17 protein-coding genes are annotated in these 24,289 nt (G+C 58.1%); 13 read left to right on the forward strand and 4 right to left on the reverse strand.

The genetic code is table 11. The features are described from left to right. Positions 1 to 27 precede the first annotated feature (27 nt). Positions 28 to 1,701 (reverse strand): amidohydrolase, encoded by a 1,674-nt coding sequence (locus QNJ86_RS04905; RefSeq protein WP_283831477.1) that lies wholly within the window; start codon positions 1,699 to 1,701, stop codon positions 28 to 30. A gap of 395 nt (positions 1,702 to 2,096) precedes the next feature. On the opposite strand from QNJ86_RS04905, the gene QNJ86_RS04910 reads away from it, so the two are divergent. Continuing rightward, a complete protein-coding gene (locus QNJ86_RS04910; RefSeq protein ID WP_283831479.1) occupies positions 2,097 to 3,329 on the forward strand; it encodes a hypothetical protein in 1,233 nt (410 codons plus the stop codon). Between the two features lie 167 nt (positions 3,330 to 3,496). Here the strand turns inward: QNJ86_RS04910 and QNJ86_RS04915 are convergent, their stop codons facing one another. Further along, the gene (locus tag QNJ86_RS04915; RefSeq protein WP_283831480.1) at positions 3,497 to 3,988 is read right to left on the reverse strand and encodes a response regulator transcription factor; all 492 of its coding nucleotides are present in this window, start codon (positions 3,986 to 3,988) and stop codon (positions 3,497 to 3,499) included. Between the two features lie 393 nt (positions 3,989 to 4,381). Here QNJ86_RS04915 and QNJ86_RS04920 point away from each other — a divergent pair, with 393 nt between their 5' ends. The 4 genes from QNJ86_RS04920 to menD all read left to right on the forward strand — a co-directional run bounded on the left by QNJ86_RS04920 (position 4,382) and on the right by menD (position 9,053). Beyond that, on the forward strand, positions 4,382 to 5,650 hold the full coding sequence (locus tag QNJ86_RS04920) for a hypothetical protein (protein WP_283831481.1): 1,269 nt from the start codon (positions 4,382 to 4,384) through the stop codon (positions 5,648 to 5,650). 20 nt (positions 5,651 to 5,670) lie between these two features. After that, positions 5,671 to 5,865 (forward strand): helix-turn-helix transcriptional regulator, encoded by a 195-nt coding sequence (locus QNJ86_RS04925; protein WP_283831482.1) that lies wholly within the window; start codon positions 5,671 to 5,673, stop codon positions 5,863 to 5,865. Between the two features lie 90 nt (positions 5,866 to 5,955). Further along, complete coding sequence (locus QNJ86_RS04930; protein ID WP_283831483.1) at positions 5,956 to 7,260, forward strand: isochorismate synthase; 1,305 nt, start codon at positions 5,956 to 5,958, stop codon at positions 7,258 to 7,260. Then, the gene (menD, locus tag QNJ86_RS04935) at positions 7,257 to 9,053 is read left to right on the forward strand and encodes a 2-succinyl-5-enolpyruvyl-6-hydroxy-3-cyclohexene-1-carboxylic-acid synthase (protein ID WP_283831484.1); all 1,797 of its coding nucleotides are present in this window, start codon (positions 7,257 to 7,259) and stop codon (positions 9,051 to 9,053) included. Before QNJ86_RS04930 ends, menD begins: the two co-directional genes overlap by 4 nt. Positions 9,054 to 9,540: 487 nt before the next feature. On the opposite strand, the gene QNJ86_RS04940 is transcribed toward menD, so the two are convergent. Then, entirely contained in the window at positions 9,541 to 10,791 is a 1,251-nt protein-coding gene (locus QNJ86_RS04940) for an Nramp family divalent metal transporter (RefSeq protein ID WP_283831485.1), read from the reverse strand. Positions 10,792 to 11,191: 400 nt separating this feature from the next. Here QNJ86_RS04940 and QNJ86_RS04945 point away from each other — a divergent pair, with 400 nt between their 5' ends. Both QNJ86_RS04945 and QNJ86_RS04950 read left to right on the forward strand, forming a co-directional pair. Continuing rightward, a complete protein-coding gene (locus QNJ86_RS04945; protein WP_283831486.1) occupies positions 11,192 to 12,946 on the forward strand; it encodes a DUF6020 family protein in 1,755 nt (584 codons plus the stop codon). Positions 12,947 to 13,083: 137 nt separating this feature from the next. After that, a complete protein-coding gene (locus tag QNJ86_RS04950; protein WP_420052778.1) occupies positions 13,084 to 14,544 on the forward strand; it encodes a sodium-dependent transporter in 1,461 nt (486 codons plus the stop codon). Positions 14,545 to 14,598: 54 nt separating this feature from the next. Here QNJ86_RS04950 and QNJ86_RS04955 read toward each other — a convergent pair whose 3' ends face one another. Next, on the reverse strand, positions 14,599 to 15,018 hold the full coding sequence (locus tag QNJ86_RS04955; RefSeq protein ID WP_283831487.1) for a DUF302 domain-containing protein: 420 nt from the start codon (positions 15,016 to 15,018) through the stop codon (positions 14,599 to 14,601). 279 nt (positions 15,019 to 15,297) lie between these two features. Here QNJ86_RS04955 and rarD point away from each other — a divergent pair, with 279 nt between their 5' ends. The 6 genes from rarD to QNJ86_RS04985 all read left to right on the forward strand — a co-directional run bounded on the left by rarD (position 15,298) and on the right by QNJ86_RS04985 (position 24,281). Then, a complete protein-coding gene (gene rarD / locus QNJ86_RS04960) occupies positions 15,298 to 16,281 on the forward strand; it encodes an EamA family transporter RarD (RefSeq protein WP_283831488.1) in 984 nt (327 codons plus the stop codon). Between the two features lie 358 nt (positions 16,282 to 16,639). Further along, the gene (locus QNJ86_RS04965) at positions 16,640 to 17,947 is read left to right on the forward strand and encodes an MFS transporter (protein WP_283831489.1); all 1,308 of its coding nucleotides are present in this window, start codon (positions 16,640 to 16,642) and stop codon (positions 17,945 to 17,947) included. A gap of 105 nt (positions 17,948 to 18,052) precedes the next feature. Then, positions 18,053 to 20,662 (forward strand): molybdopterin-dependent oxidoreductase, encoded by a 2,610-nt coding sequence (locus tag QNJ86_RS04970; RefSeq protein ID WP_283831490.1) that lies wholly within the window; start codon positions 18,053 to 18,055, stop codon positions 20,660 to 20,662. A 5-nt stretch (positions 20,663 to 20,667) separates the two neighbouring features. Further along, a complete protein-coding gene (locus QNJ86_RS04975) occupies positions 20,668 to 21,489 on the forward strand; it encodes a 4Fe-4S dicluster domain-containing protein (protein WP_283831491.1) in 822 nt (273 codons plus the stop codon). Beyond that, positions 21,486 to 22,898: an SLC13 family permease gene (locus tag QNJ86_RS04980; protein WP_283831492.1), complete on the forward strand. Its 1,413-nt coding sequence runs from the start codon at positions 21,486 to 21,488 to the stop codon at positions 22,896 to 22,898. The genes QNJ86_RS04975 and QNJ86_RS04980 overlap by 4 nt, the downstream gene beginning before the upstream one ends. A gap of 114 nt (positions 22,899 to 23,012) precedes the next feature. Then, a complete protein-coding gene (locus tag QNJ86_RS04985) occupies positions 23,013 to 24,281 on the forward strand; it encodes a LuxR C-terminal-related transcriptional regulator (protein ID WP_283831493.1) in 1,269 nt (422 codons plus the stop codon). Positions 24,282 to 24,289: the final 8 nt, after the last annotated feature.

Genomic DNA, 24,289 nt, shown 5'->3' on the forward strand with positions numbered 1-24,289 from the left:
GCTAACTACTAGTGTTCGCTAACCTTCTTATGCCTCGTACACAACCTTGCCGCCGAGGATGGTCTTTTCTACCTTGGCGTCGCGGATGTCGGTCGGGTCGGCGGAGGCGAAGCAGTCGCGGTCGAGGATGGCGAAGTCGGCGAAGTTGCCTACCTCAACCGAGCCCATCTTGTCGTCGTCATGGCTGAAGAACGCAGAGTTCTTCGTCCACATGATGAGGGCCTGGATGGGGGTAACCTTGGACTCGTCGCCCTTGGACAGCGTCTTGCCCGTGGTTTCGTCCAAGCGCGTGACGGCGTAGTACATGCCAAGCATCGGGCTGGGCGACACAACCGGGCTGTCGGAGCTGCCGCCGGCCAGAATGCCGTTGGCGAACATCAAACCAGGCGACTGGAAGCGCTCAACCTGCTCAGGCCAGAACAGCGGCTCTTCGCCCATCTGGGAGACGAGCGTCGGCTGCAGGCACACGCCCACGCCGAGTTCCTTCATGATGGGCCACTGATCCTCGTAGGGAAGCTGGTAGTGAATCAGGTAGTGACGCAGTTCCTTCACCGGGCGAATCTTATTGGCTTCCTGGAACGCATGCAGCGCACGGTCCTCGGAAAGGTCGCCGATGGTGTGAATGCCGAACTGCCAGCCAAGCTCGGTTGCCTTGCACACCAGCGCATCGATCTCTTCCTGGGAGTAAATGGTGTCACCGTAGAAGCCGGGGCGCTGACGGTACTCGCGACGCTTCATAGCGGCCGTGAAGGCAGCGGTGATACCGTCCAGCGTAACCTTGCAGCCGTTCAGCTTCAGCATGTCATCGCCAAAGCCGGTGACACAGTCCATTTCCTCAAGGCGCTGCATATTCTCTTCAAACGAACCAAACTGCGGATCGAGATAGAACATGCAGTTGGCGCGATAGGTGAGAAGACCCTGCCTGTGAGCTTCGTTGTAGATATGCATCTGCTTGTAGTTAAGGTTAGCGTCGATGGCGCTGGTAATGCCAAAGGAGTTGAGGCGCTTACCAATAAGTACGAGGCTTTCAAGATGCTCTTCGTCCGTCAGCGGAGGCTTGGTGGCAAGCATGGGCTGCAGGGCGCCGTTCTCATATAGCACGCCGTCGAGTTCGCCGTCGTCGTAATGGCCAATTTCGGCGCCTTCAGGCTGCGGCGTATCCTTCGTGTAACCGCACGCTTCGAGTGCCATCGAGTTCGCGATAAGGGTGTGAACGGACATGTGAAGCAGCAGAACGGGGTTGTTCGGCGCAATTGCATCGAGGTCGCGGCGCGTAATGAGTTCCTGGCTGTCTTCCCAAATAAGCTCGTTCCAGCCGTCGCCTTCAATCCACACGCCATCAGGAGTGTTCGCAGCCTTCTCGGCCACCGCATCAAGGATGGCCTGGCGGCTGGTCACGCCATTGAAGTCAAGGTTGAGCATGCTTTCGCCGGTCCACTTGCAGTGCATGTGGCACTCAACGAAACCAGGGGTGAGAATCTTGCCGGACGCGTCGATGATCTCGGTGTGCTCGCCAACATACTGATCCATGTCGGCGGCCGTTCCCACGGCGATAACCTTGCCGTCCTTGGCGGCCACGCCACCGTCTTCAATGATGGGGAAGTCGGTCTTGCCTTCCTTCACCTCGTCGCACGTGATGGCGACGGTGTAGATCTTGGGATGCTTAATTACCAGGTCGGCCTCGGGATACCACGTTTTCATAGTGCCTCCTCTTCGTTGTTTGGTGATCGCAAAAGTGAAGAAGCAATTTGCCTGGCGCACAAACTCACAACCCGTGCTTCGCAGGCAAAAACTGAAACTATGGTGTAACCCCCTGCGACACAGAATACGGGATGCGAATAGCAACCCGCCATCGATCTAAAGCATGATATATCTGAGCCAATTATCATACTTTCGAACGATTTCCAACCGCCCAAAGCCTTGGGTATGATGGCTCCAATCCTTCCTCGGATTATCGTTTTTTTATAACCGCACCGGCGGCGAGCGACCCGATGTCCTCGTCCGCAGGGGAGCGACAACACCCTGATAGCAGGTAGTTTTTGGTGTGTTGCGTTCGGTGCGTTTCTATCCTATGGATTCGAGAGAAGGTGTCATCAATGGAGAACACCCTTAACGATACGGAAGCCGTCGTCGAGACGTCATCAGCTGCTGAAACGCCGTCGACGGCGTGCTCCCGCAAAGAGATTCTGCCCGCGTTTTGTATTACCGTTGTTGCGGCTGTCGCGCTGTATGTTTTGATGATGTATCTGCAGCCCATGCTCATGAACAACAACTTCATCTACGATTTCGGTACGATGATGTCGGGCTGCATGGAAGGCTCAATTGAGTACTACGTTGCTTGGTTCTTCGCCGACCTGACCGAGGGTTCGTTCATCGCGGCGCTCCCGGCTTCTATCGGCATGATTATCATGGGCTTTGTGGCGGCTGCTCTTGAGCGCAAGAAGTCCAAGCACGCCGGCACGGGCGTTGCGGGCAACGGCCACATTTTCCTAGCTATGTTCCTCACCACGTGCGCTGCCCTCATCCTGGGCCAGGTTATTTACGGTAGCCTGTTCTCCAGTGGTTGGATCCCGACGTTCGCCGTCGTGCTGACCGTGCAGGTGTTTGTGATTTTCTATGGCGTGAACTGGAAGAAGATTCTCACGTCGCTCATCGTGGGTACCATTATTACGTTCCCGGTATGCTACTGGCTGCTGTATGGCATCGTGTCGCCGCTTGGCTTGCCGCTGTTCATCGCCGTGTCTGTGGGCGTTGCCATCGTGGTGCCTCTGTGCTCGCTCATTTTCCGCCTCATGCCGTGGATGGACATTCCGGCACCGGCTCCGGGTTCGAACCCCACCGATCAGAACAAGAGCAAGTTCTTCGTGCATCAGATCCTCGGCGACATCGGTCAGCTGACCATCTGGGGCAGCTCCTGGGCTACTGTTGGTATGTACATTGGCGGCATCATCGGTTGGGTCATGAACCCGCTGCATCCCGCGTACGGCTCCGGCAACTTCCCGCTGCTCATTATGGTGCAGGTTGTGACGGGCGCGCTGGCCATCCTCATTTGGTATCCCAAGTGGAAGAAGAACGGCATGGCCTTCACGTTTGCGGGCATTGTGTTTGCATCCGCTATCGTGAGTACCTATCCGCCTAGCTGGGCCATTGTTATTCCTACCATTATCATCGGCGCTGTGGTGTTCGCACCGTTGGTCGATTGGGTACTGAAGGTGTTCCGCTTCAAGGGCACGTACCATCCTATCTGCCTGATCCAGCTGTCCATCTTCACGGTGTGCGCCGCTTGGTCGTTTGCAGTGATGTACCTGATTATGCCGATGCTCGCCTAAACGGCGATCCTCACTTTGGCTTAAAGCGTTTCGCATCTGCGTTGCGCTTTGAGTAGGGCTGAAGAGCCCATTCCCCAATAGGGCCCCCGCTGCACATACCCCCGCAGCGGGGGCTTCTGTTTGGTGGGGGGCTGGGGAAGGTGCTGGTGGGGCGCGTGTGGGCGCGGCTAGAGAGCCGTGTTGTACAGGCGAGCTACCAGCGCTGTGCGCGTGGAGATGTCCATCTTGGTAAAAATATTGCGAACGTGCGATTTCACCGTGGAAAGACTGATACACAGCATCTCAGCAATTTCAGCGTTTGTGTGCCCCTTGGCAACCAGCAGCGCCACGTCGCGCTCGCGCGCGGTGAGGCCGGGAAGCTGAGGGGTATTGTTTGTTGTGTGTTCGCTCGGATTGGTGGAAGCGCCCGCGACAGCCGCCGCGCTCGCAGCGCCACCTTCGCCAGCAGGAGCGCTGGCGAGCTTGCTGGAACTCAGAGGAACAGAGGGGCTTTCCTCAGCGGTGTTGCTATCCAGCCCGCGGTAAAGCGGGGTCACCCGCAACGTGAACGACTCAGGGTCGGAGGGGTCGTCTTCCACGCGGATGCGAAAGCACACTCCCCGCGCATCTTCGAAGTCCAAATACCGGTCGGGCCCTTGGGCGGGCGTGGAACACGTCATGGTGGACAACGCCTCCTTCGTAGAAAAAATATGCCCCTGCTCCGGTAGCGACCCGGGACAGGGGCTGGGGTTACACCACGATTCTCGCTTTTGCGCACTTGCCTAGAACCTTGGTGCATTCGCGCCGTTGCCCGTCCCCTGTTCACCTCCTTGGTAAGAAACCTTCCTCGGATAAACCGGGCGGCGCACGTGCTGCTGTTATAATGCGACCTGAGAGGTTAGGATGCTATCCACCAACCGAGGTGGTTTAGAACGGGTGAGGCAACTCACCCCACAAGGATTAGAAGATTAGGTCGTGGCGTACGTTATAATCACGCCATTGACGAGGGGAAACGAAGCGCGACACGCGACGGGCTTTGGGGGCACTCATCCCGCCATCTGAGGAGGCTTAATATGGAAGCCTACGCCGGTTACCACGGCGGCATACGCAAGGTACTCCACGATGCGCGGAGTCACCCTTGGCTACTCGTGACGTTGACGGCCTACCGCACCTTCGCGGTTCTTTTGTTTGTTGAAGGGTTCTTCTTCGCCGATTCGTTTATGGTGGCGGGCTTCGAGTTTCCGCTTCTTGCGGCGTTTCTGTTTTTATGCGCGGGCGTGTGTTTGCTCTGCGCGTGCACCTTCAAGAAGATAAAAGTGTTCAGCAAAGACGAGTATCTGTGGTTCCTGGTGTCGTGCATGTTGCTGGGCGTGTTCTTCCTGTTTATGAAGGCGCATGCTGGCATGACGAACGACATGCTGGGCATGGTGACACTGGTGTTGGGCATGCTGCTGCTGGCGGTGGGCGTTATGGGTACGCACATTGAGCTGGGGCGGATTTTCGGCATGCTGGGCATGCTACCCACGCTGACGTACGGCATTGGGTCGGCGCTGGCGACGGCGGTGCTCACCCTACTCATCACGCTGTTTTTGGACGAGGTCATAAAGTGGGCGGTGACGTTTCTGCTTCCGGTCATTATTATCATGGCCTTTTACCTTGCGAAGGAAGACGTATTTCCTGACCAGCGCGACCTGTACCGCGAGCCCACGAGTGAACTCTTTATTCCGTACCGGTTCATGGCCACTTCCATTGTGCAGGGATTTGCCTTGGGCGTGCCGCTGGGGTTCCTGGCGTTCTCGGGATTTTTCGTTCAGGTGCTGAACTCTGCGGGCTATTTGTGCGCCGCGCTGCTTGCGCTTTTAGTGGTGCTGGTGTTGCAGAAAGACTTCAACCGCGCTGTGTACCAGGTGGGATTCTCTCTTGCGGGGTTGGGGTTGCTGGCTATGGGGGTGCTGGGGCCCACGTCGGCTTTGGCGGGCGTGCTGCAACTGACGGGATTTCTCTATCTTGACCTGGTGTTGTGGGGGTTGGGATCCTACCTTATTAAGAACTGTGATCAGCCGGCCATGTGGGTGGTCTCGTGCCCGTGCATGGCGCTCATGACGGGGCGTGCGCTCGGCGTGGTAGTGGGCTGCCTTGGTTTGGAAATTGCCGGGGGGGGGGGGGGGCTCACCAGCCTCTTTTCTTCTGTGTGCTGGCATTTTTGGTGGTGCTTGCGGCGCTCTTTCTATCCAGCAACGCGAATATGCGCACCGGATGGGGCTTTGTGCGTCCGGGCGAACCCGATGCAACCAAAGGCGAAAGTCGTATCTGCGAAATTATTGGCCAGGAGTATGGCCTAACGCTGCGCGAGCGTGAGATCATGCAGTGCATCGTGGGCGGAAAATCGCGCAAGGAGATTGCGGAGGAGTTGTTTATCACCTCCAACACTATTAAGACGCACTTGCACAATTTGTATGGCAAGCTGGATATTCATTCCGAAAGCGAATTGAAGAAGTTTGTAGCGCGTCGTGAGAAGATGCTTTCGACTGCCGACGACCCCGCGCTGGTGTCGTAGGCGAGGACGCGGGCGTTGGAGGGGCCGCTGGCGAGGGGGCGGTGTTGGGGGCGCTTGAGTCGTGCTAGAATTCCTGGCGAATGAAGTTGCTTGCGGTTGCGCGTTCCGGGCGAGCGCGCAGATGGGGGCATGATGACCAGGATATTCTCGCACACGCGGCCGATTGCAGCCGACGTGGTTGATGCGTTTTGCACGTTGCAGAAGGGCTTCACCGACCAGTTCGTCTATTACGACAAACAGCGCGCCTGCCGCTACTTGGGGCTGGGGCGTTGTATCGCGCTGCCCACGCTCGACGACGCCGAAAGCGAGCTGGAGGGCCCGGTGGCGCAGCCACCCATCTTTTTCTCGTTCAATCGCTTTGACGCGGAGAACCCCGCGCCCACCGATGAGCTGTTCGAGGCGTTCCCACGGCTGAAGTTTATGCTGCCGGAGATTGTGCTCATCGAGAACGAGCGCGGCACGCTTCTGCAGGTGAACTCGCTCGGCCCGGTGTACGCCGGGCGCATCGAGCGGTTCGAGCGCCAGGCGCTGGCCGCGCCGCCGCGTCAGCGCACGTCGATTCCCTATCGGTTGGAAGTTGACTCGCGCGAGGCGTGGCGCGATGCTGTGGGGGCAGGGCTTGCGGCCATCGACGAGGGGCGCGTGGACAAGGTGGTGCTATCGCGGCGCCAGAAACTGGTGGCTGAGCACCCCTTTTCGTCGAAAGATTTGCTGGTGAACCTTATTGACGGCCCGGCGCGCGGCACGGTGCTGCTGTATCGCTATGCCGACGTGTTCTTCTGCGGCTGCACGCCCGAGTTGCTGGTACGCAAGCAAGGCACGCAGCTGGAGAGCATGTGTCTAGCGGGCACGTGCCCCGCGGGCGGCTCGTCGGAGGAAGGCGAGCGCCTGGCGGCCGAACTCATGGCCGATGCGAAAAACCGCGCCGAGCACGACTATGTGGTGCAGTTCATCCGCGAGGTGTTCCGCCGCACGTGTTACGACGTGGAAGTGCCCGCTGAGCCGGGTATTCTGCCGCTCACGCACGTGCAGCACCTGTGCACGCCCGCGCGCGCCCGTGTGCTGGAGGGCGTGGATTTGTGGGAGATGAAGGGCGACCTGCACCCGACGCCCGCCGTGGCCGGCACGCCGGTGGGCGAGGCGAAGATGCTCATTCGCGGCATTGAGACGTACAACCGCGGTTTCTTTGCGGGCGCGTGCGGCTACGTGGACGGCGACGGCGACGGCGAGTTCTCAGTGGCGCTGCGCACGGGCGTGTTCGACGGCGAGATCGGCTGGGTTTACGCCGGTTGCGGCATCGTGGCCGGCAGCGTCGCCGATGACGAATACGACGAAATCTCCGCCAAACTCCGCACCATCCTGAGCGCTTTCGACGGAGAAGGTGACGCACGATGAGCGCCGCTGATCCGGCGACGACTGCCCTCTTCCTGGGCGCGTTTTTTGACGAGTTGACGCGGTGGGGCGTGTACGATGTGGTGGTGAGTCCGGGGTCGCGGTCGACGCCGCTAGCCATGACAGCTTACGAGTTGTCGCGCCGTGCGCCCGAGCGGTTGCGCCTGTTCGTGGACGTGGACGAGCGCGGCGCGGCGTTTTTCGCGCTGGGGATGGCGAAGGCGAGTGGTCGACCGGCGGCCGTGATCTGCACGTCGGGGACGGCCGTGGCGAACTACTATCCGGCGGTGATGGAGGCGAAGTCCTCGCGTGTGCCTCTGGTGGTGCTGACGGGCGACCGCCCGCCACGGCTGCAAGAGTTGGGTGCGCCGCAGACCTGTGACCAGTTGAAAGCCTTTGGCGATCACGTGCGTGCGTTTCGCCAGATGCCGCTGCCGACGGCTGACGCTGCGGCGCTCGCGTTTGCGCGCCAGGCTGCGCGGGAAGCGGTGATTGCTGCTGGTGGTGGGGCTGCTGAGGCGGCTGAGTCGCGCATCGCGGGTGCGTGCCTTGGCGGGCCCGTGCACCTCAATTTTCCGTTTGATGAACCGTTGAAGCCCGATTTTTCAGTGGAAGGCCTGTTCGAGGCGGGGCGTCGGCCGAATGTTTCACGTGAAACATTCGTTCCTGTTTCGCAGCAGCTGGCGCCGGATGCGATTGCGCGTGTGGCTGAACTGCTTGCGGGCCGTCGCGCGCTCGCGCTGGCGGGGGAAGGCACGTGTGCGACCGATGCTGAGGCGCGTGACGTACTGGCGTGGGCACACGCGTTCAACCTACCGCTTCTGGCTGACCCGCTTTCGGGCCTGCGTCGCTTCGACGACGCGCTTGTTATCGACAATTACGACAGCTTGCTGAGTGTGGGCGGCGAGGCTCCAGACGAGTTAATACCCGAGGTCATTGTGCGGTTCGGCCGCTATCCGGTGTCGAAGAAGGCTACGCAGTTCACCGCCGCCTGTGGGGCGTTGCAGGTGGTGGTAGATCCGCTGGAAACGCGCGACTGCAATGCGGCTACCGACGTGTACGTTCCGTGCGAACCGGTCGCGTTCGCGCGCTCGCTGTGCGCGGCAGCGCCAGCGGAGGCATCAATCTCCTGTGAATTCGCCGATACCTGGACAGCTGCCAACGATGCCGCGCGCGAGCGCATCGTCGCGGCAGGCAACCAGGAAGAAGGTTTCGAGGGCTCGTTTGTCCGCCGCATCCTTGAGCTCGCGCCTGAAGAGTCGTGCCTGTTCGCGGCCAACTCTATGAGCATTCGCGCGCTCGACACGTTCTATCTGAAAGGCGAGAAGCGCCTGACTGTGCTCTGCAACCGCGGGCTCAACGGCATCGACGGTACCACGTCCACGGCGCTTGGCGCGGCGCAGTCATTCGCGCAAACCACTTTCCTCACCGGCGACCTCACGCTGCTGCACGACCTGAACGCCCTCGCGCTCCAGCGCGAACTGCGCGTGCAGCGCGCCGCAGGTGGCAGCGCTCCCAGCATCATTATTGTGCTGCTGAACAATAACGGCGGTGCCATTTTCGACATGCTGCCCCAGAAGTCGGAAGACGCCTACTTCGAGCGCCTGTTCCTCACCCCGCAAGACGTGAACTTCGAAGCTGCGGCCCAGGCGTTCGCTGTGCGGTACCAGCGCACCAGGTCACTCGCCGAGTTCGACGCCGCCTACAAAAACGCACTGGGCACCCCCGGCATCACCCTCATAGAAGTCCCCATCCCCCTCCAAGGCCTCAAATCCCGCTACGCCCCCTGCTGGTAGGGGGCAGGCACGCCTCGAACATAAAGTGTGACGCGCTTCGCGCTGCCGATTACGCCAAGTGTTTCTCGCGTCCCTTGCTTTATGACGCGGGCTGACCGACGTGAAAGCAAGACCTTACAAAAGGCATAACCTCCGTAGGGGTGCTCTCCAGAGCACCCGTTCGCGCAAAGCGCGAAAACGCAGGTCACGGTTGGATTCTCCGCCTTCGGCGGAGCGGGTGCTTCCCTAAAGGGACTAGGCGCTACGCGCCGTCGCTGAGAGCACCCCTACGGAGATGGCCAAACAAGTACGTTAACCATGGGAGAGCATGCCCTCGTCATAGTGGTGGGGAGGCGCATAACATCCTGGCGTATTAGCCAGCGCGAAGCGCGTCACTCTATTGCGTAGCGGGAGTTGCAGCCCTCCCAACGAGCAACAAGTGTTGCAACAAAAAAGGGCCCCGCGTGGCAGGGCCCTTCGACATACTTTGAACAACCAAAAGCCAGACTTACATCCCCAGCAGCCCTTGCAGCGACGTGATAAAGCTGGACATGTTGCGGTAGCACATGAATAGCGTGATGATGATAATCACGACGCCCGCGCAGTTCGCGAAGATGTGGTTGCGCCATTTGCCCAGGTCTTTGCCGTTCGCGCAGTAGATCACGAAGAACGCCATGATGGGCAGCAGGATGGCGTTGGCCGCCTGCGCCACCAGGATGAGTTCGGTCGGGCTCTTCCCCAGCGCGATAGCCATGATGCAGCCCGCCAGAAGCACGATGATCCAGATCAGCTTGAAGCGCAGATCCTTCGTCGTCTTCTTCCAGCCTAGCACGCCGTTCACCGCATACGCAGCCGAGAACGACGCCGTGATGGCGCTTGAGAAGCCGGCGCACAGAAGGCCCAGGCCAATCATCCACGTGGCCCACGAACCCAGCAGCGGCTGCAGCGCCAGCGCCATGTCTTTGCCGTTTGTCACCACGGTGTCGGTGCCGTAAATGTTGGCGGCGGCGCACACGAGGATGGCCATGGAAATGATGCCGCCCAGGCCAATGCTGAGGATGGTGTCGAAGCGCGCGTCGGACACCTGCTCGGGGTCCTTGAAGCGCTCGGACGCGCCGGATGCGTGCAGGAACAGGTTATATGGCACGATGGTGGTACCAATGAGGCCCACCGCCGTCAGGATGCCCTTCGAACCTTCCTCGGGCAGCGTGGGCACAAACAGGCCGGTAGCGATGGCACCCCAGTCCGGGCTCGACGCGATGGCGGTCACGAAGAACACCACGCCCATGAACACGACGATGGCCGTCAAAATGACTTCCACCACCTTGTACGAGCCAATCCACATGGCGATGAAGGCCAGCACGCCCAGCACAATAACAATGGGAATCAGCGGCATATCAGGCATAACAGCCTGAATACCCAGAATACCGCCCGTGATGTTGCCCGTTTCGTACGCGATGTTGCCCACAAAAATGGCGATGATAACAATCACGATAGCAATCCACATGAGTGCCTTGTTGGGAATACGATCGCGAATGTTTTCACCCAGTCCCTTGCCCGAGACAATGCCCACGCGCGACGCCATCTCTTGGAAAATGATGGTGGCAACGGTGGCGAACAGAAGCGCCCATAGCATGGTGTAGCCGTAGCTGGCGCCTGAGACCGTGCAGGTGGTAACGGTGCCGGGGCCAATAAAACCAGCGGCCACGAGCGCGCCCGGGCCCACGTTTTTGAACTTCTGAGCCAGTGTGCTGCTCATACCCTCTCCTCTCTTTCGTTTCTTGAAGCGGTTGGTGCGACGATTTCTCCGTTCCGGGCGCCGCTCGGTTGTCTTCCCCCCTGCGGTATTTTCAACGCGCTGGCGCGCCGAAAAAGCGAGGGCGACCCGGTGAGATGCACCTACTTTATCAGAATAAAGACCACACGTACACGACGAACCGGCGGCCGCGCCCGTTCGAGTGGACTCGCGGGAAAGCGGCAGGGGGGCGGTTGACGCGGGTTCGTGGCCTTGGCTTGGGGCGACTCCGTGGAAAATGGCGGGAGGGGGTGCGCGAAAGCGCGTTTTAGGGGAAACTAGACGCACCATGAACGAGAGCCCTGCGAAACATACCCGCGTTGCCGCGCACCGCGCACCTGCCCCTAAGGGGAAAGGGTGGCGCGTGCTGCCGTCGGCCGTGGTAGTGGGATGTTTCTTCGCGCTGTGTATGCTGGTGGGACAGAGCTTTGCGGAAGTGGGCGACTTCTCGCAGATCATCGGCGGCTGGGGGCGCATGGGCGTCTCCGTGGCGAAGTTCGTGCTGTACGCGCTGGTGTTTGGCGTGGTGGCGAATGTGCTGTTTGAGTGTTTGGACCGGCGTGCGGCGCGGCGTGCGCGGGCTTACGCTGACGGTGGCGTGCGGTCGCCCAGCGCTGGCGCGGCGCGCCAAGTGCACCTGCCAACTCGCAACCCTGCTGTGGCGTTCCTCGATAAGCACCTATTCGGCTGCGTGCTGGCGCTGCTGCTGGTTTCGTGGGGCGTGTACCTGGTGGTATTCGCGCCGGGCTCGCTCACGTACGACGGCGCGCGCAGCCTCAACCAGTTCACCACCGACACGCGCCTGGAGAACCACCACCCGGTGCTCATGAACCTGCTGTATGGCGGCATCATGAATGCCGCGCGGATGGTGGGGCCTGACAACTTGGGGCTGTTCCTTATTGTGGTGCTGCAAACGCTGGCTTTGGCCTGGGCGTATGCCGCCATCATCAAGCAGGCGCGCACGCTGGGTTTGCCGCTGGCTGTGGCCGTGGTAGCCGCTTTGTACTTCGCCCTGTTCCCTGCGTGGGGCGTGCTTGTGCAGGATGTCATCAAGGACACTTTGTTCTGCGCCGTGTTGGCGCTGTTCGCGCTTGCCCTTACGCGTGTGATAATTGCGTCGTCGCAGCAGCCTGCTACCGTGTGGCAGTGGGCACTGCTGGGGGTGGCCGCCGCGCTGGTGGCGCTCACGCGCAACAACGGTATATATATAGTAGCCCCCACGCTTCTGGCTCTGGCTGTGCTGCTTGCCGTGCGAGGCCGTCATGCGCGTGTGCCGCGTGCACCACGCGCGCCACGCCCGGTGTGGCCGCGCGCCGCAGCCGTGCTGGCGGGCGTTGCTCTTGTGTATGTGGCGCTGACCAGCTTCATCTATCCCGCCGCCGGGGTGGACATGCGCGAGGAAAAAGAGATGCTGTCTATCCCCTTCCAGCAGACGGCGCGCTGCCTGCTGGAGCATCCGGACGACGTGACCCCCGAAGAGCGCCAGGCTATCGATGCCGTGCTACCCTTCGACCAGTTGCCGCAGCTGTACGACCCTCATCTGTCCGACCCGGTGAAGGAAACGTACAAGTTGCACAACAGCAAGGTGGAAGGCAGCTTCGACTACGCCGAGCAGCATCCCGACGCGCTCAAAACCTACCTTGTGGCCTGGGCGTCCATGGGGCTGCGCCACCCGCTCACCTACGTCGAGGCCACGGTGGCGAATACGTACGCCTACTTCTATCCGGGCGAAATCATCGACTGCGAGGGCACGCGCCCCGTGCTGCTGCTTGAGCAGATTGGCGAGCCTATCAACCTCACTTACGACGTGTCCTACCTCATGCCCGCGTCGGTGGTGGACGCCGCATCAGCCGCCGTACAGGGTACGCTGGAAACCCCCGTGCTGGCATTCCTCTACTCGCCGGCACCTTACGTGTGGCTGTTTGTGCTGCTGGTGGCCTACCTAGCGCACGCGCGCCGATGGGAGGGCCTCGTGGTGTGCCTCCCCGCAGCCATGCTGCTGCTCACCGTTTTGGCTGGCCCGCTGAACGGCCACCTGCGCTACCTCATGCCCCTCATCGGCCTCCTACCCCTCATGTGGGCCTTCGCCTTCGCAACAAGAAATCATCGGGAGCGATAACAAGTACCTCGCGGCCGCAGGCAGGTCAACTGCCTTTCGTGCCACATTAAGCGTTTTCGTGCCACGTTACTTGGTATACAATTGCAACGTTTTGCCAACGGCAATTTTGTACAAGACATAACGGGGAAGGCATGGTAATGGCGAAGGTGGAGCCAGGAACAAGTGCGGGCGCAATGGAGGGCGCGCCAAGCGGCGCGAAGCGCGAGCGGTTTGGATCGCGGCTGGGGTTCATCCTGATTTCGGCCGGCTGCGCCATTGGCCTTGGGAACGTCTGGCGCTTTCCCTATATCACTGGCGAGTATGGCGGTGCGGCGTTTGTGCTGATGTACCTGGTGTTTCTCGTTATTTTGGGCCTGCCCGTGATGGTGATGGAGTTCGCTGTGGGCCGCGCCAGCCAGAAAAGCGCGGCGCAGGCGTTCGACACGCTGCAGCCGTCGCGGAAGTGGCACTGGTTCTCGTGGTGGGGCTATATTGGGTGCATGGTGCTCATGATGTTCTACACCACGGTTGGTGGCTGGATGCTGTCGTTCGTGGTGAAGATGGCCACCGGCGCGTTCAACGGCCTGGATAGTGCCGGCGTGGGCGCGGTGTTTAACGACATGCTGGCGAACCCCACTGAACTGGTGGGTTGGATGCTCGTGGTGATTGTGCTGGGCTTTCTGGTGTGCAGCCTGGGCCTGCAAAAGGGCGTCGAGCGCATTACCAAAGTGATGATGGTGTGCCTGTTGGGCATTATGTTGGTGCTGGTGGTGCGCGCAGTTACGCTGCCGGGCGGCATGGCGGGCCTCGAGTTCTATCTCATCCCCGACTTTGGCAAGCTGTTCGCGGGCGCGACGCCCGCCGAGCAGTGGGCAACGTTTGGCGATGCCGTGTTCGCGGCCATGGGTCAGGCATTCTTCACGCTGTCGCTGGGCATTTCGGCCATGGAAATTTTCGGCAGCTACATTGGCAAGGAGCGCTCGCTCACGGGCGAGGCGCTGCGCATCTGCGGGCTGGACACGGCGGTGGCGCTTATGGCGGGCCTCATCATTTTCCCGGCGTGCTTCGCGTTCGCCGTGGAACCCGGCAGCGGTCCGGGGCTCGTGTTCGTCACGCTGCCGAGCGTGTTTGCGCAGATGCCGCTGGGGCAGCTGTGGGGCGCGCTGTTCTTCGTGTTCATGAGTTTCGCCGCGCTGTCCACCATCATCGCGGTGTTCGAGAACCTTATTAGCTGGTCAATGGATAAGTGGGGCTGGTCGCGCCGCACGGCCGTGGCGCGCACCGCCCTCATAGTGACCGTGCTTAGCCTGCCGTGCGCGCTTGGGTTTAACGTGCTGGCGGGCGTGCAGATTCCTGCCATCGGCGACATTCAGTCCATCGAGGATTTCATCGTGTCGAACAACCTGCTACCGCTGGGCAGCCTGCTGTACGTGCTGTTCTGCGTGACGAAGAGCGGCTGGGGCTGGGACAACTTCCTCGCCGAAGCTGACACCGGCACCGGCGCGCGCTTCCCCGCCTGGGCAAAGCCATGGCTGAAGTTCGGCATCCCGGTGCTGATCCTGGTGATTTTCGTCATGGGTTATGTGCCGAAATTCGCCGTCTGGCTGGGCATGGCGTAGCGGCGCGCATCAGCGTGACGTGTGCGGGCATGCGGGCTCGCTACGCTGCTCGGTTTACTGGGTGCCCGCCGCTTCGGTCGCTAGGGCTTCCAGCAGCGCTTGCATCTTGGGAATGGCGGGCAGGCTGTCTAGGTCGTAGCGGGCCGCCAAGGCTTGCATGTTGGTGAAGGCGATCTGCGTGCGGCCAGCTTCGTCTTCCCATACCGCTATGCGCAAGGGCAGTTCAATCGCGATGCGCTGATCGGCCTGCATGAGGGCGGTGCCCACCGCGGGCGCGCCGAACACTACAACCGTTGTGGGCCGCAGGTCGAGGCCGGCTTCCGTGGCGTTTGCGGCGTGGTTGAACGTGGCGAATACGGGGATAGAGCGCGCCGCCAGCGCGGCTTTGAGGCGGCTGACCGTCTCAGCAACGGGCAGGTGTCCTTCGATCACGTGCAGGGTGGCGTTGGCTTTGTTGGCTTTTGGCTGGTTCACGAGGACTCCTCTCCGCGTTGCCGCAGATCGATGCGGCGATGATGCACCCACGATACCGCGTTTTCACGCGTGGGGCTCAGGTTGTTTCGCAATGGTCGCCCGGGTGCCGCCGACGGCAGTGGTACCCGGCACAGGTGGCACCGTCCGTACCAGCCACCAGCTACGGCGCGACCTCCGTGGCCGTTCGCGCGCCTCGGCGCGGGGTGATGCGCTAGAATACGCGGGAAACATTTCGCGATCGAACGACCCTCCTATCCTCTGAAAGCGGCGAACCGAACGATGAGCACGAACGAACTTCAGCAAACCGAGACTGCAACCGACCGCACCGGGTTCCTCCAAGGACTCGGTTGCTATTTGCTATGGGGCGTCATGCCCGTGTATTGGAAGCTGCTGTCTGCGGTGCCGGCGCTGGAGGTGTTGGCGTGGCGCATGGTGTGGTCGTGTGTGGCTGTGGTAGCGCTCTGCGTGGTGGTGAAACGCACGCGGTTTCTGTACCTGTTCCGCGACCGGCGCGCCGTGCGGACGTTTCTGGCATCCGGCCTCATTGTGACCTGCAACTGGGGCGTGTACGTGTGGGCCGCCAACAGCGGGCATTTGCTGGAAACGAGCATCGGCTACTACCTGTGTCCGCTCTGCAACATTGCTCTCGGGCTGCTGGTGTTCAAGGAGCGCCTCACGCCTATGCAGAAACTGGCAACGGTGCTGGCCGCAGTGGGGGTGGGGCATTTCATGGTGGTGCACGGCGGCGACATTTGGATTGCGTTCGCCCTGGCGCTCACCTTCAGCGTGTACGGCGCGGTGAAGAAAAAGGGCGGCTATCCGGCGCTGCCCGGCATGGCGTTCGAGTCGCTGCTCACGGGCATGCTGGGTATTGCGGCCCTGGCCGTGGGCGCAGTGGCCCCGTGGATCTGGCAGCTCACACCTGCCACGCCCGACGCTATTGCCGTGCTGTCGCCGGCGGGCGACTTTGCTCTGCTGATAGGTTGCGGCATTTTGACCGCCATTCCGCTTTTGCTGTACTCGGCCGCGGCGAACCGTATTTCCATGACCGTGCTCGGGTTCATTCAATACGTGAGCCCCACTATTGCGTTGGTGCTAGCTGTGGCCTTCTTCGGCGAACAATTCACGGTAGCCCACGGTGTCTGCTTCGCCCTCATCTGGGCCGGCATTGCCGCGGTGGGAGTGGAAGCGCTGCTAACAAGCAAACGCACGCGGGCGGCTGGGGAAACTATTCCTGCTGCAGCGGCGACCACCGAAAAGTAGCGAAGAATTCATACTGCTTGAGCGTGCGCACTCTGTTTTGCGTACCATTTTCTCGCTGTCTAGAGTGCCAATTCAGTTTCGGCTATAGCCGAAACAGATGGCATTTTACCAGATCAAAAGCCTACTCACAAACAGTCTCATACGCTGCTTATCCGCAGAGTATGAGACTGAAACAGATGCTTAAACTCCAGCGTAATCCTTGTTTATGGCTTTGACCTTCGTCCTCTGACACCATGGTAATGCGCGATTGAAGGGTTAGCCAGCGTATCCATGGTGGTCGCTAGCAATTGCTTCAGCGGGGGCTGTTGCGATTTCGATCCCAATCCGCAGGGGAGTGATATGCGAAGAGGAGGGGTGTATGGTTTCTTCGATTGCAAAATTTGGGGTTCAGGATCGGCAGCTGAGTTCAGTAGAGCGGTGGACGTGTTTTGCCGCATTATTCTTTCTCGGTTTCACGGCTACCTTTAACCAGTTCAAAGCTGCGCCAGCTATCCAGTTTATCGGCTCAGATCTGGGTATGTCAGTTGATATGCTGAGTCAGATAATGGGCGTTTACTCCATTGCTGGCATGATTCTGGCGTATCCCGGCATGCTCATTATGCAGCGGTTCGGTGTGAAATTCTCTATTGTAGTTACCTCTGTGCTCCAACTTCTTGGGTCGCTCGTGTGCGTGTTCGCGACGGATACCACGTTGTTCCTTATCGGACGCACCCTTGAGGGCATTGCCTATGGACTCATCTGTGTTATTGGCCCTAATATCATGCCGCGCTTATTCCCACTCAAGAATCAAGGCCTCTGCATGGGAATCTGGTCCCAGTGGACTCCCGTTGGAGTGGTAATTGCATTCTTTACCGCACCGATGATCTTTGAAGCGGCGGGTGGCGCAGCCGTCGCATTCTCTTGGCATCCTATTTGGTTCGTTTCTATTGCCATGGAAGTTGTGTCGATCGCCTGGTTGCTGGTCAGTTGTAAGATGCCGGCGATTCCGGAAAATGAACTCTTAGATGGCGACCCCTCTCGTCGCAAGCGCGCGGGTAAAAACTTCCTGTTGGCAGGCATCGTTGTGTGTGCGTTCTTCTTTGTGTGGGTGTTTGATTACGTTGCCAACATCAATACGCTGTACCCGACATTCCTGCAGAACGTTAAGGGTTTAAGCGTCTTTGATTCGTCGATGCTACCCAACTGGACGGCCATCATTTCCATTCCCTTGGGTATTGCTTTCGGGGTGGTAGCTGACAAACTCAACTTCCGTAAATGGATGATCGTTGTTGGATACTTGCTGGTAGCCGTATGCATGGGCTTCTTCTACTTCACGCCTGGTACGGACATGACTGGTCCTTGGACGGCCAGCGTCATCATGGGTTTGTGTGGTGCGCTGGTTCCTACTGGTACTCGCGCAATTACGCCGGTGCTTGTTCCTGAACCGAAAAAGACTGACTTTGCCCTGGCTACCATGGCGTTCGCGACTGGCGTGGCGCAAGTTGTAGGCGGGTATGTGGTATCGCCCACTATTGCCGCTGTCGGATGGCAAGCGAACGCCCAGTTCATCCTTGCTCCCCTTGCTGTTCTTGCCGCTATTGCTGTGATCTTGTTTGTGAAATCTGATCGCAAGGTACATGAGGTGCGCCTGGCTGAACGCGCTGCTCAAGAAGCTGATGGGGTATAACAGCGCATTTAGTGGATGGGTGCCGCTGGATAGCTTGCTCATATCAGTCAGTTTCGAGTACTGATCCGATGTTTATAGCAAACCCCAAAAACGAGAGGAAGTAGTATGAAGAGTGCGGACACAACTGTCTTCCACAACCTAGGTCTTGAGGCCTGCGGGGGAGGTGCGAACCTAGTTGCTGCCGATGTAAAGGATGGCAAACTCGTTCGCATTCGTCCCGTGCACTTTGACGAGCATTACACCAAGGAAGACCTGAACTATTGGACGTTGGAAGGACGCAACGGCACGACGTTCGAGCCGGGTATGAAAACGTACACACCGCCCTTCCCACTGGTGTACAAGCGGCGCACGTATTCTAAAAACCGTGTGCCTTATCCAATGAAGCGTATCGACTGGGATCCTCAGGGCGAGCGTCATCCTGAAACGCGCGGTACGAGCAAGTATGTGCGCATCTCGTGGGACGAGGCAACTCAAATCATTGCTGCCGAGATCAAGCGGGTGCACGATGAATACGGCCCCTATTCAATCTTGTGTCAGGCCGACGGCCACGGAGAGAGTAAGGCTATTCATGCGCCCCATGGATGCATGACTCGTCTGCTAGAGCTTTGTGGTGGCTACACCGTTCAGGCGCGTAACCCTGACAGTTGGGAGGGCTGGTACTGGGGTGCGAAGCACGCCTGGGGTATGGATCCGGTGGGACAAAACACCCATTCCACAAATACGGCTCAAGATATCGCGCAAAACTGCGATGCCATGTTGTATTGGGGCTGCGACCTGGAAACTACGACGTCGGCGTGGGGCGGTCAGCTGGCATCAAAGTTGGCGTATTGGTTCGACGACTGTGGTATCAAGCACATTGCTATTGCGCCCGATTGTAACTATACGGCTGTGGTGCACGCCGACAAATGGTTCCCTGTTTACCCCAACACCGATGCAGCCTTGCAGTTGGCTATCGCCTATGTGTGGATAACCGAAGGAACCTACGACAAAGAGTATATCGAGACACACGCAATAGGCTTTGATTGGCTTGAATACTATGTGTTAGGTTCGGAGGACGGTGAGGCGAAGACCCCCGAGTGGGCCGAACCGATCTGTGGTATTCCGGCGTATCGCATTAAGGCGCTGGCGCGTTATTGGGCAAAGCACAACGTTTCCATCGCCCATTGCAACGGTGGATCATATATTCGCGCAGCTTTTGCAACTGAACCAGCACGTCTTGAGGTGTATCTGCTGGGCATGCAGGGTGTGGGCAAGCCGGGGCGTATTTCCATGAAGTTCATCGAGTGGACCTTGTTCGGAATGACCTCATGCAGCCCTATTCCGCCGTCGAAACTAGCGCCAAGCACTGCGGCTGCCTATAACGGTTGGATTATCGGCAGCAATGCCGATCACATGATAGCGAAATGCCACGTGCACAAGGCGTTGCGCGGTGAGTCATTCAGCTGGTATGGCCATGGGACGGCAGCGAACGATCGACCGGACCAGTTCATCAAGCTTGATTTCCCGACTGACGGCAATGCGGGTATTAAGATGCTCTGGTCGGACAATCCTGCGTTCACCACAAGCCTGAACGGCGGTTACGAGTACCAGGATGCTCTGCGTAGCGACAACCTGGAATTCTATTTAGTGCAGGCACCTTGGTTTGAAGATGACGCCCGTTTCGCCGACATTGTGCTTCCCATTTGTACGAAGTTTGAAACAAGCGACTTTGGTACCGACTGTGATAGTGGTCAATGGAATGCGGTCATTTATGAAAAGGCTGCCATTGAGCCAGTAGGCGAAGCGAAGTCTGACTGGGAAGCTGTACAGGCAGTAGCCGAGAAGTTGGAACGCTATGGTGACGTCTATGAAAACGTTAAGCATCGCATGACCAAAGGCAAAACTGTTGAGCAGCAGATCAAGGAAGGGTACGAGGCGTGCGGTATACCGGCTGAAGAGCAAGACTTCGAAAAGTTTGAGAAAAACCAGTATCAGCTTATTCCTACCGTTGAAAACTGGCAGGATATGATGACTGGTCTGTCTGGTTTCGCGCAGAACCCCGACTTGTTTCCCTTGGAGACACCTTCCGGCAAGATAGAGTACTACTCGCCTTCGCTTGCTGAGCACTTCCCAGATGATCAAGTGCGTGGCCCGGTAGCGCACTGGATCGAATCCGGTGATGGACACGACGACCGGCGTACAAGTGAACGGGCAAAGGCATATCCTTTCCTGGTGGAGTCCAACCATCCACGTTGGCGCGTCCATGCGGAATTCGACGATGTTGAGTGGTTCCGCGAAATCGAAACATGCAAAGTTATTGGGCCAGATGGGTATGCCTACGAACCGGTTTGGCTTAACCCTCTTGATGCCGCGTCGCTTGGTATCGAGAAAGGTGACGTGGTTAAGGTGTTTAACGAGCGCGGTGCAGTTCTTGGTGGAGCTCGCGTGACTGAACGCGTTCGGACCGGTGTGGTGTATATGGATCATGGTGCTAACAGCGATGTCATCGTGCCAGGGATTGGTGGACTGGACCGCGGTGGCGACATCAACCTTATTTGTCCTACGCATACCACTTCAAAAAATGCCAGCGGCGAAGTGACGTCGGGCTATTTGGCTGGCGTTGAGAAGGTGGACGTGTTCGCGCTCGCCGCACAATACCCCGCTGAGTTCGGCCGGAATCATTACAAGCCTGAATACGGCGCCGATGTCCGCGACTACCTTATTGAGGAGGCCTAAGGGAAATGAAAGCCCTCGTAGTAGATTTGAACAGGTGCAATGGTTGCTTCAATTGTCAGCTTGCTTGCAAGGATGAGCACTGCGACAACGATTGGAGTCCCTACGCGAAACCACAGCCGACTACTGGTCAGTTTTGGTGTCGAGTAGATCAGCAAGAACGCGGTCGCGTTCCCGTGGTTCGCGTGAACTACACTCCCGTGTTTTGCGGCATGTGTGATGACGCCGCCTGCCTCAAGGTGGCAGAGAATGGCGCGGTCTATCGTCGTGAAGATGGACTGGTTATTATCGACCCCGAAAAAGCAAAGGGGCAGCGGCAGATCGCCGAGGCATGTCCACTCGGGTTGGTGTATTGGAACGAGAGCCTGAATATACCGCAGAAGTGTACGGGCTGCGCCCATCTGCTCGATGATGGTTGGAGCGAGCCGCGTTGCGTTGATGTGTGTGCAACGGGGGCCCTGCGCTATGGCGAACTTGACGACTTTAAGGATGAACTCGATGTCGCAACGGTGGCTGAGGAATTGGCGGGGAGTGGGTCGCACGTCTATTACCTGAATCGCCCGAAGCGCTGGATTGCTGGAACAGTGGCTGATCGCTCGCAAAATGAGGTAATTATCGGCGCAAGCGTAAGCATTCTCGACGGAAATGGGACGTGTGTTGCCCGTCTCGAGACCGACGAATTCGGCGACTTCAAATATGACGACTGTGAGAAGCAGTGTTACCGGGTGCTTATTGAGGCGGCCGGGTACGCACCTATTGAACTTGACGCCGACTGCACCAATCAAGACGTTGTTTTTGATGACATATTCGTGGATGGGGGTGCGCGATGAGCAAGAAAACGCCGATGATTCGCTTTGCGATCATCCTTGTTGGCATTGCGGCGTTAGTTGCTGTTGGCTTGACTCCGAACCCCGAGGGGCTGACATTCGGCGGCAAGATGTCACTGGTCATCTTTGTGGTTGCCATTGTGTTTTGGGTGACCGAGGTTATGCCTATTGCTGTGACAGGATGGGCCATGGTAGGCCTTATCCCACTGCTTGGGATTATGGATGCCGCCAGTGCGTGGACAGCATCCATTAACAACGCGATCGTCTTTTACTTATGCTGCTTCGCATTCGCCTGCTTTATTGCGCGTTCAACCTTGGCCGTCCGTTTGACAGGCTTCATTCTGAGGTGGGCAGGTACTAGTTCTTCGCGTGTGTTAATTGGTTTCATGGTGGGTACGGCGCTCATTTCCACACTCATGGACAACCTGCCACTCTGCGCTGTTATGTTGCCAATAGCTTATTCCGTATTGGATGCTAATAAGACACCTATGGGCCGCAAGTCAGGTTTCGCAAAATGTATTGCCATTGGTATTCCATGGGCAGCTGCCATTGGTGGTGCTATGACTCCGTCTGGTTGTATTATCAACGTGTTGGCCATGACGCTCATTCAACAGAACTTCGGTGTATCCATTAGCTTTGTGGAATGGTTTGCCATGGGCTTCCCCATGGCACTTATCACCATTCCTGCTGGTTGGTTTGCGCTGGTGAAGATATTTAAGCCCGAACCGCTTACCCAGGAAGCTGTTGACGCTGGTATTGAGCGTGCGTCGTCGTTGGGCAAAATCCCCCGGCACGAAATAGCTGGCCTCGCCGTTATGCTTGTCACCATGGTAGTTTGGATTCTTAGTTCGTGGATTCCTGGTATCGACATCACCGTGGTCAGCCTGATTGCTCTTGGCTTCATGTTCTTCCCAGGCATTGACGCCATTCAGTTCAATGACTTTTTGGAGGACAGTCCCTGGGGCATGATGCTTCTTATGATGGCTGTGAACGTGTTGGTAGCAGCCCTTATGGGCACGGGTGCCACGCAGTGGCTGGTCACTGTAGTTATGTCGCCTATGACGGCATGGCCGCTTATTGCGACGATGACGGCTCTCTCCATCATCGCTTGTTTGCTGCACAATGTCATTCCCGCTGGTCCTGCCTGCGCTGGACTGATTGCCGTACCCTTCGCCACCATCATCTCCAGTATGGGTGGCAGTATCGCTGCCACCTGCGTTATGGTGGCCTGGTGGTCGGCTATTGCTCTTATGCTTCCGCTCGACGGTGTGCCGCTGCTGTCATACTCCAGCAACAGGAAGTACTTTTCGTTTGGCGATATGGCGAAGGCAGGCTGGGTGCCAAGCTTAGTAATGGTGGTTATTTCAGTAACGCTAACGCCGCTCATTGCGGGATTCTTGGGGCTGCCATAGTCAGGTGCGGAGCTTTGAGTGCGTGCTATTATGGCGCGTGATGTGGTCTCGTTTGAGGCGATGAGGTCCGGGCGCAGATACGCGTCCGGACGAGCGCAAGGAACGGTGCGGACAATGCAGACCAACTACTTAAAATATTTTGTTGATGTGGCCAAATTGGGTTCGATATCAGCGGCTTCAAACGAGGATTTCATCACTCCACAAGGCATGAGTAGATCCTTGTCTGTATTGGAGACGACCCTTGGGTGTCAATTGCTGCAGAAACATCAAGGGCGAAACGTCTTAACAAAATACGGCGAGGCCTTGTTGGATGATGCGAAGGAGATACTGCGTATTCAGCAACGCATGATTGATCGGGTGGCTGAAATTCGCTCGAGCGAGGCTGGCATGTCGGACAAAACGGTTCTTGTGTATCTCAACAATGTTGCGTTCGATATGGCCCTGTTTAGTCCGCTCATCGACAGCTTCGAGCAGATATTTGCAAATGCGCGGTATTACCAATGTGACAATCAGGAAGTTGTGGACAATCTTCTAGAGAAGACTGAGGACGACGATTGCGTTGCCCTCGGTCTTCTTTGTCTGTTCAGCCCAGATGACGAACGTAACGCTTTGCTTGTTGATAAGCTCCGCCAAAATGGTTTCGAATATCAACCATATCTTCTATCGTATGACCAGGTGCTGGTTTCGCGAAAATCAGAGTTAGCGGCTAAGCGTTCGCTTAGCCACGCCGATATTCTCTCCCGTCCTATCGTGTCGTCGGATGGAGATATTAAGCGCGTTGCGGAAAAGCTGTTTGGAAAGAATGCTATCTACATGACAACGAAAGACAGTTCGTTTCGGTTTCGCGTTGTGGCAAACGATGAGGCTATTACCTTCGTGCCTGCGTTTCACCAGATCATGGGTCCAATAAATGATTCTACTGTAGCGGTTCAGATGAAAGACCCGTATTATCTAGAGGTAGGCTTTGCGGCGAAACGAGAAGTGCTTGACAGTCCGTATATCAAAAGCCTGATAGCGAATTTGAACGCCTACTATTTTCGCTATGTTGATTCGCCCTATCTTTCTCTTATACCGAGTGACATCACGTCGTTTCGATTCTCTGAGGCTGATAGGCTCTGCTGCGAGGAAAAGAACCTTAAAGTTCTGGAAGAGCGCTATGGCATTACGTCACGGGAGTCAGAGGTGCTGGCCCTTCTGCTTGAAGGCCTAACGGCGCGGTCGATCGCCGACAAGTTGTTTGTTTCTGTGCCTACGGCGAAAAGCCACATCTATCGCATCTACAAGAAGATGGGCATTCACTCTCAAGAAGAGCTAATGGTGCTGGCTGAAGAGGAATCTCTCGCTGCTAACAGGTGCGAGGGATCGGTACGATCCGGCAAGTAGGATTGCTG

The sequence above is a fragment of the Gordonibacter faecis genome (assembly GCF_030077735.1).
In the GTDB taxonomy this organism is placed as follows: domain Bacteria; phylum Actinomycetota; class Coriobacteriia; order Coriobacteriales; family Eggerthellaceae; genus Gordonibacter; species Gordonibacter faecis.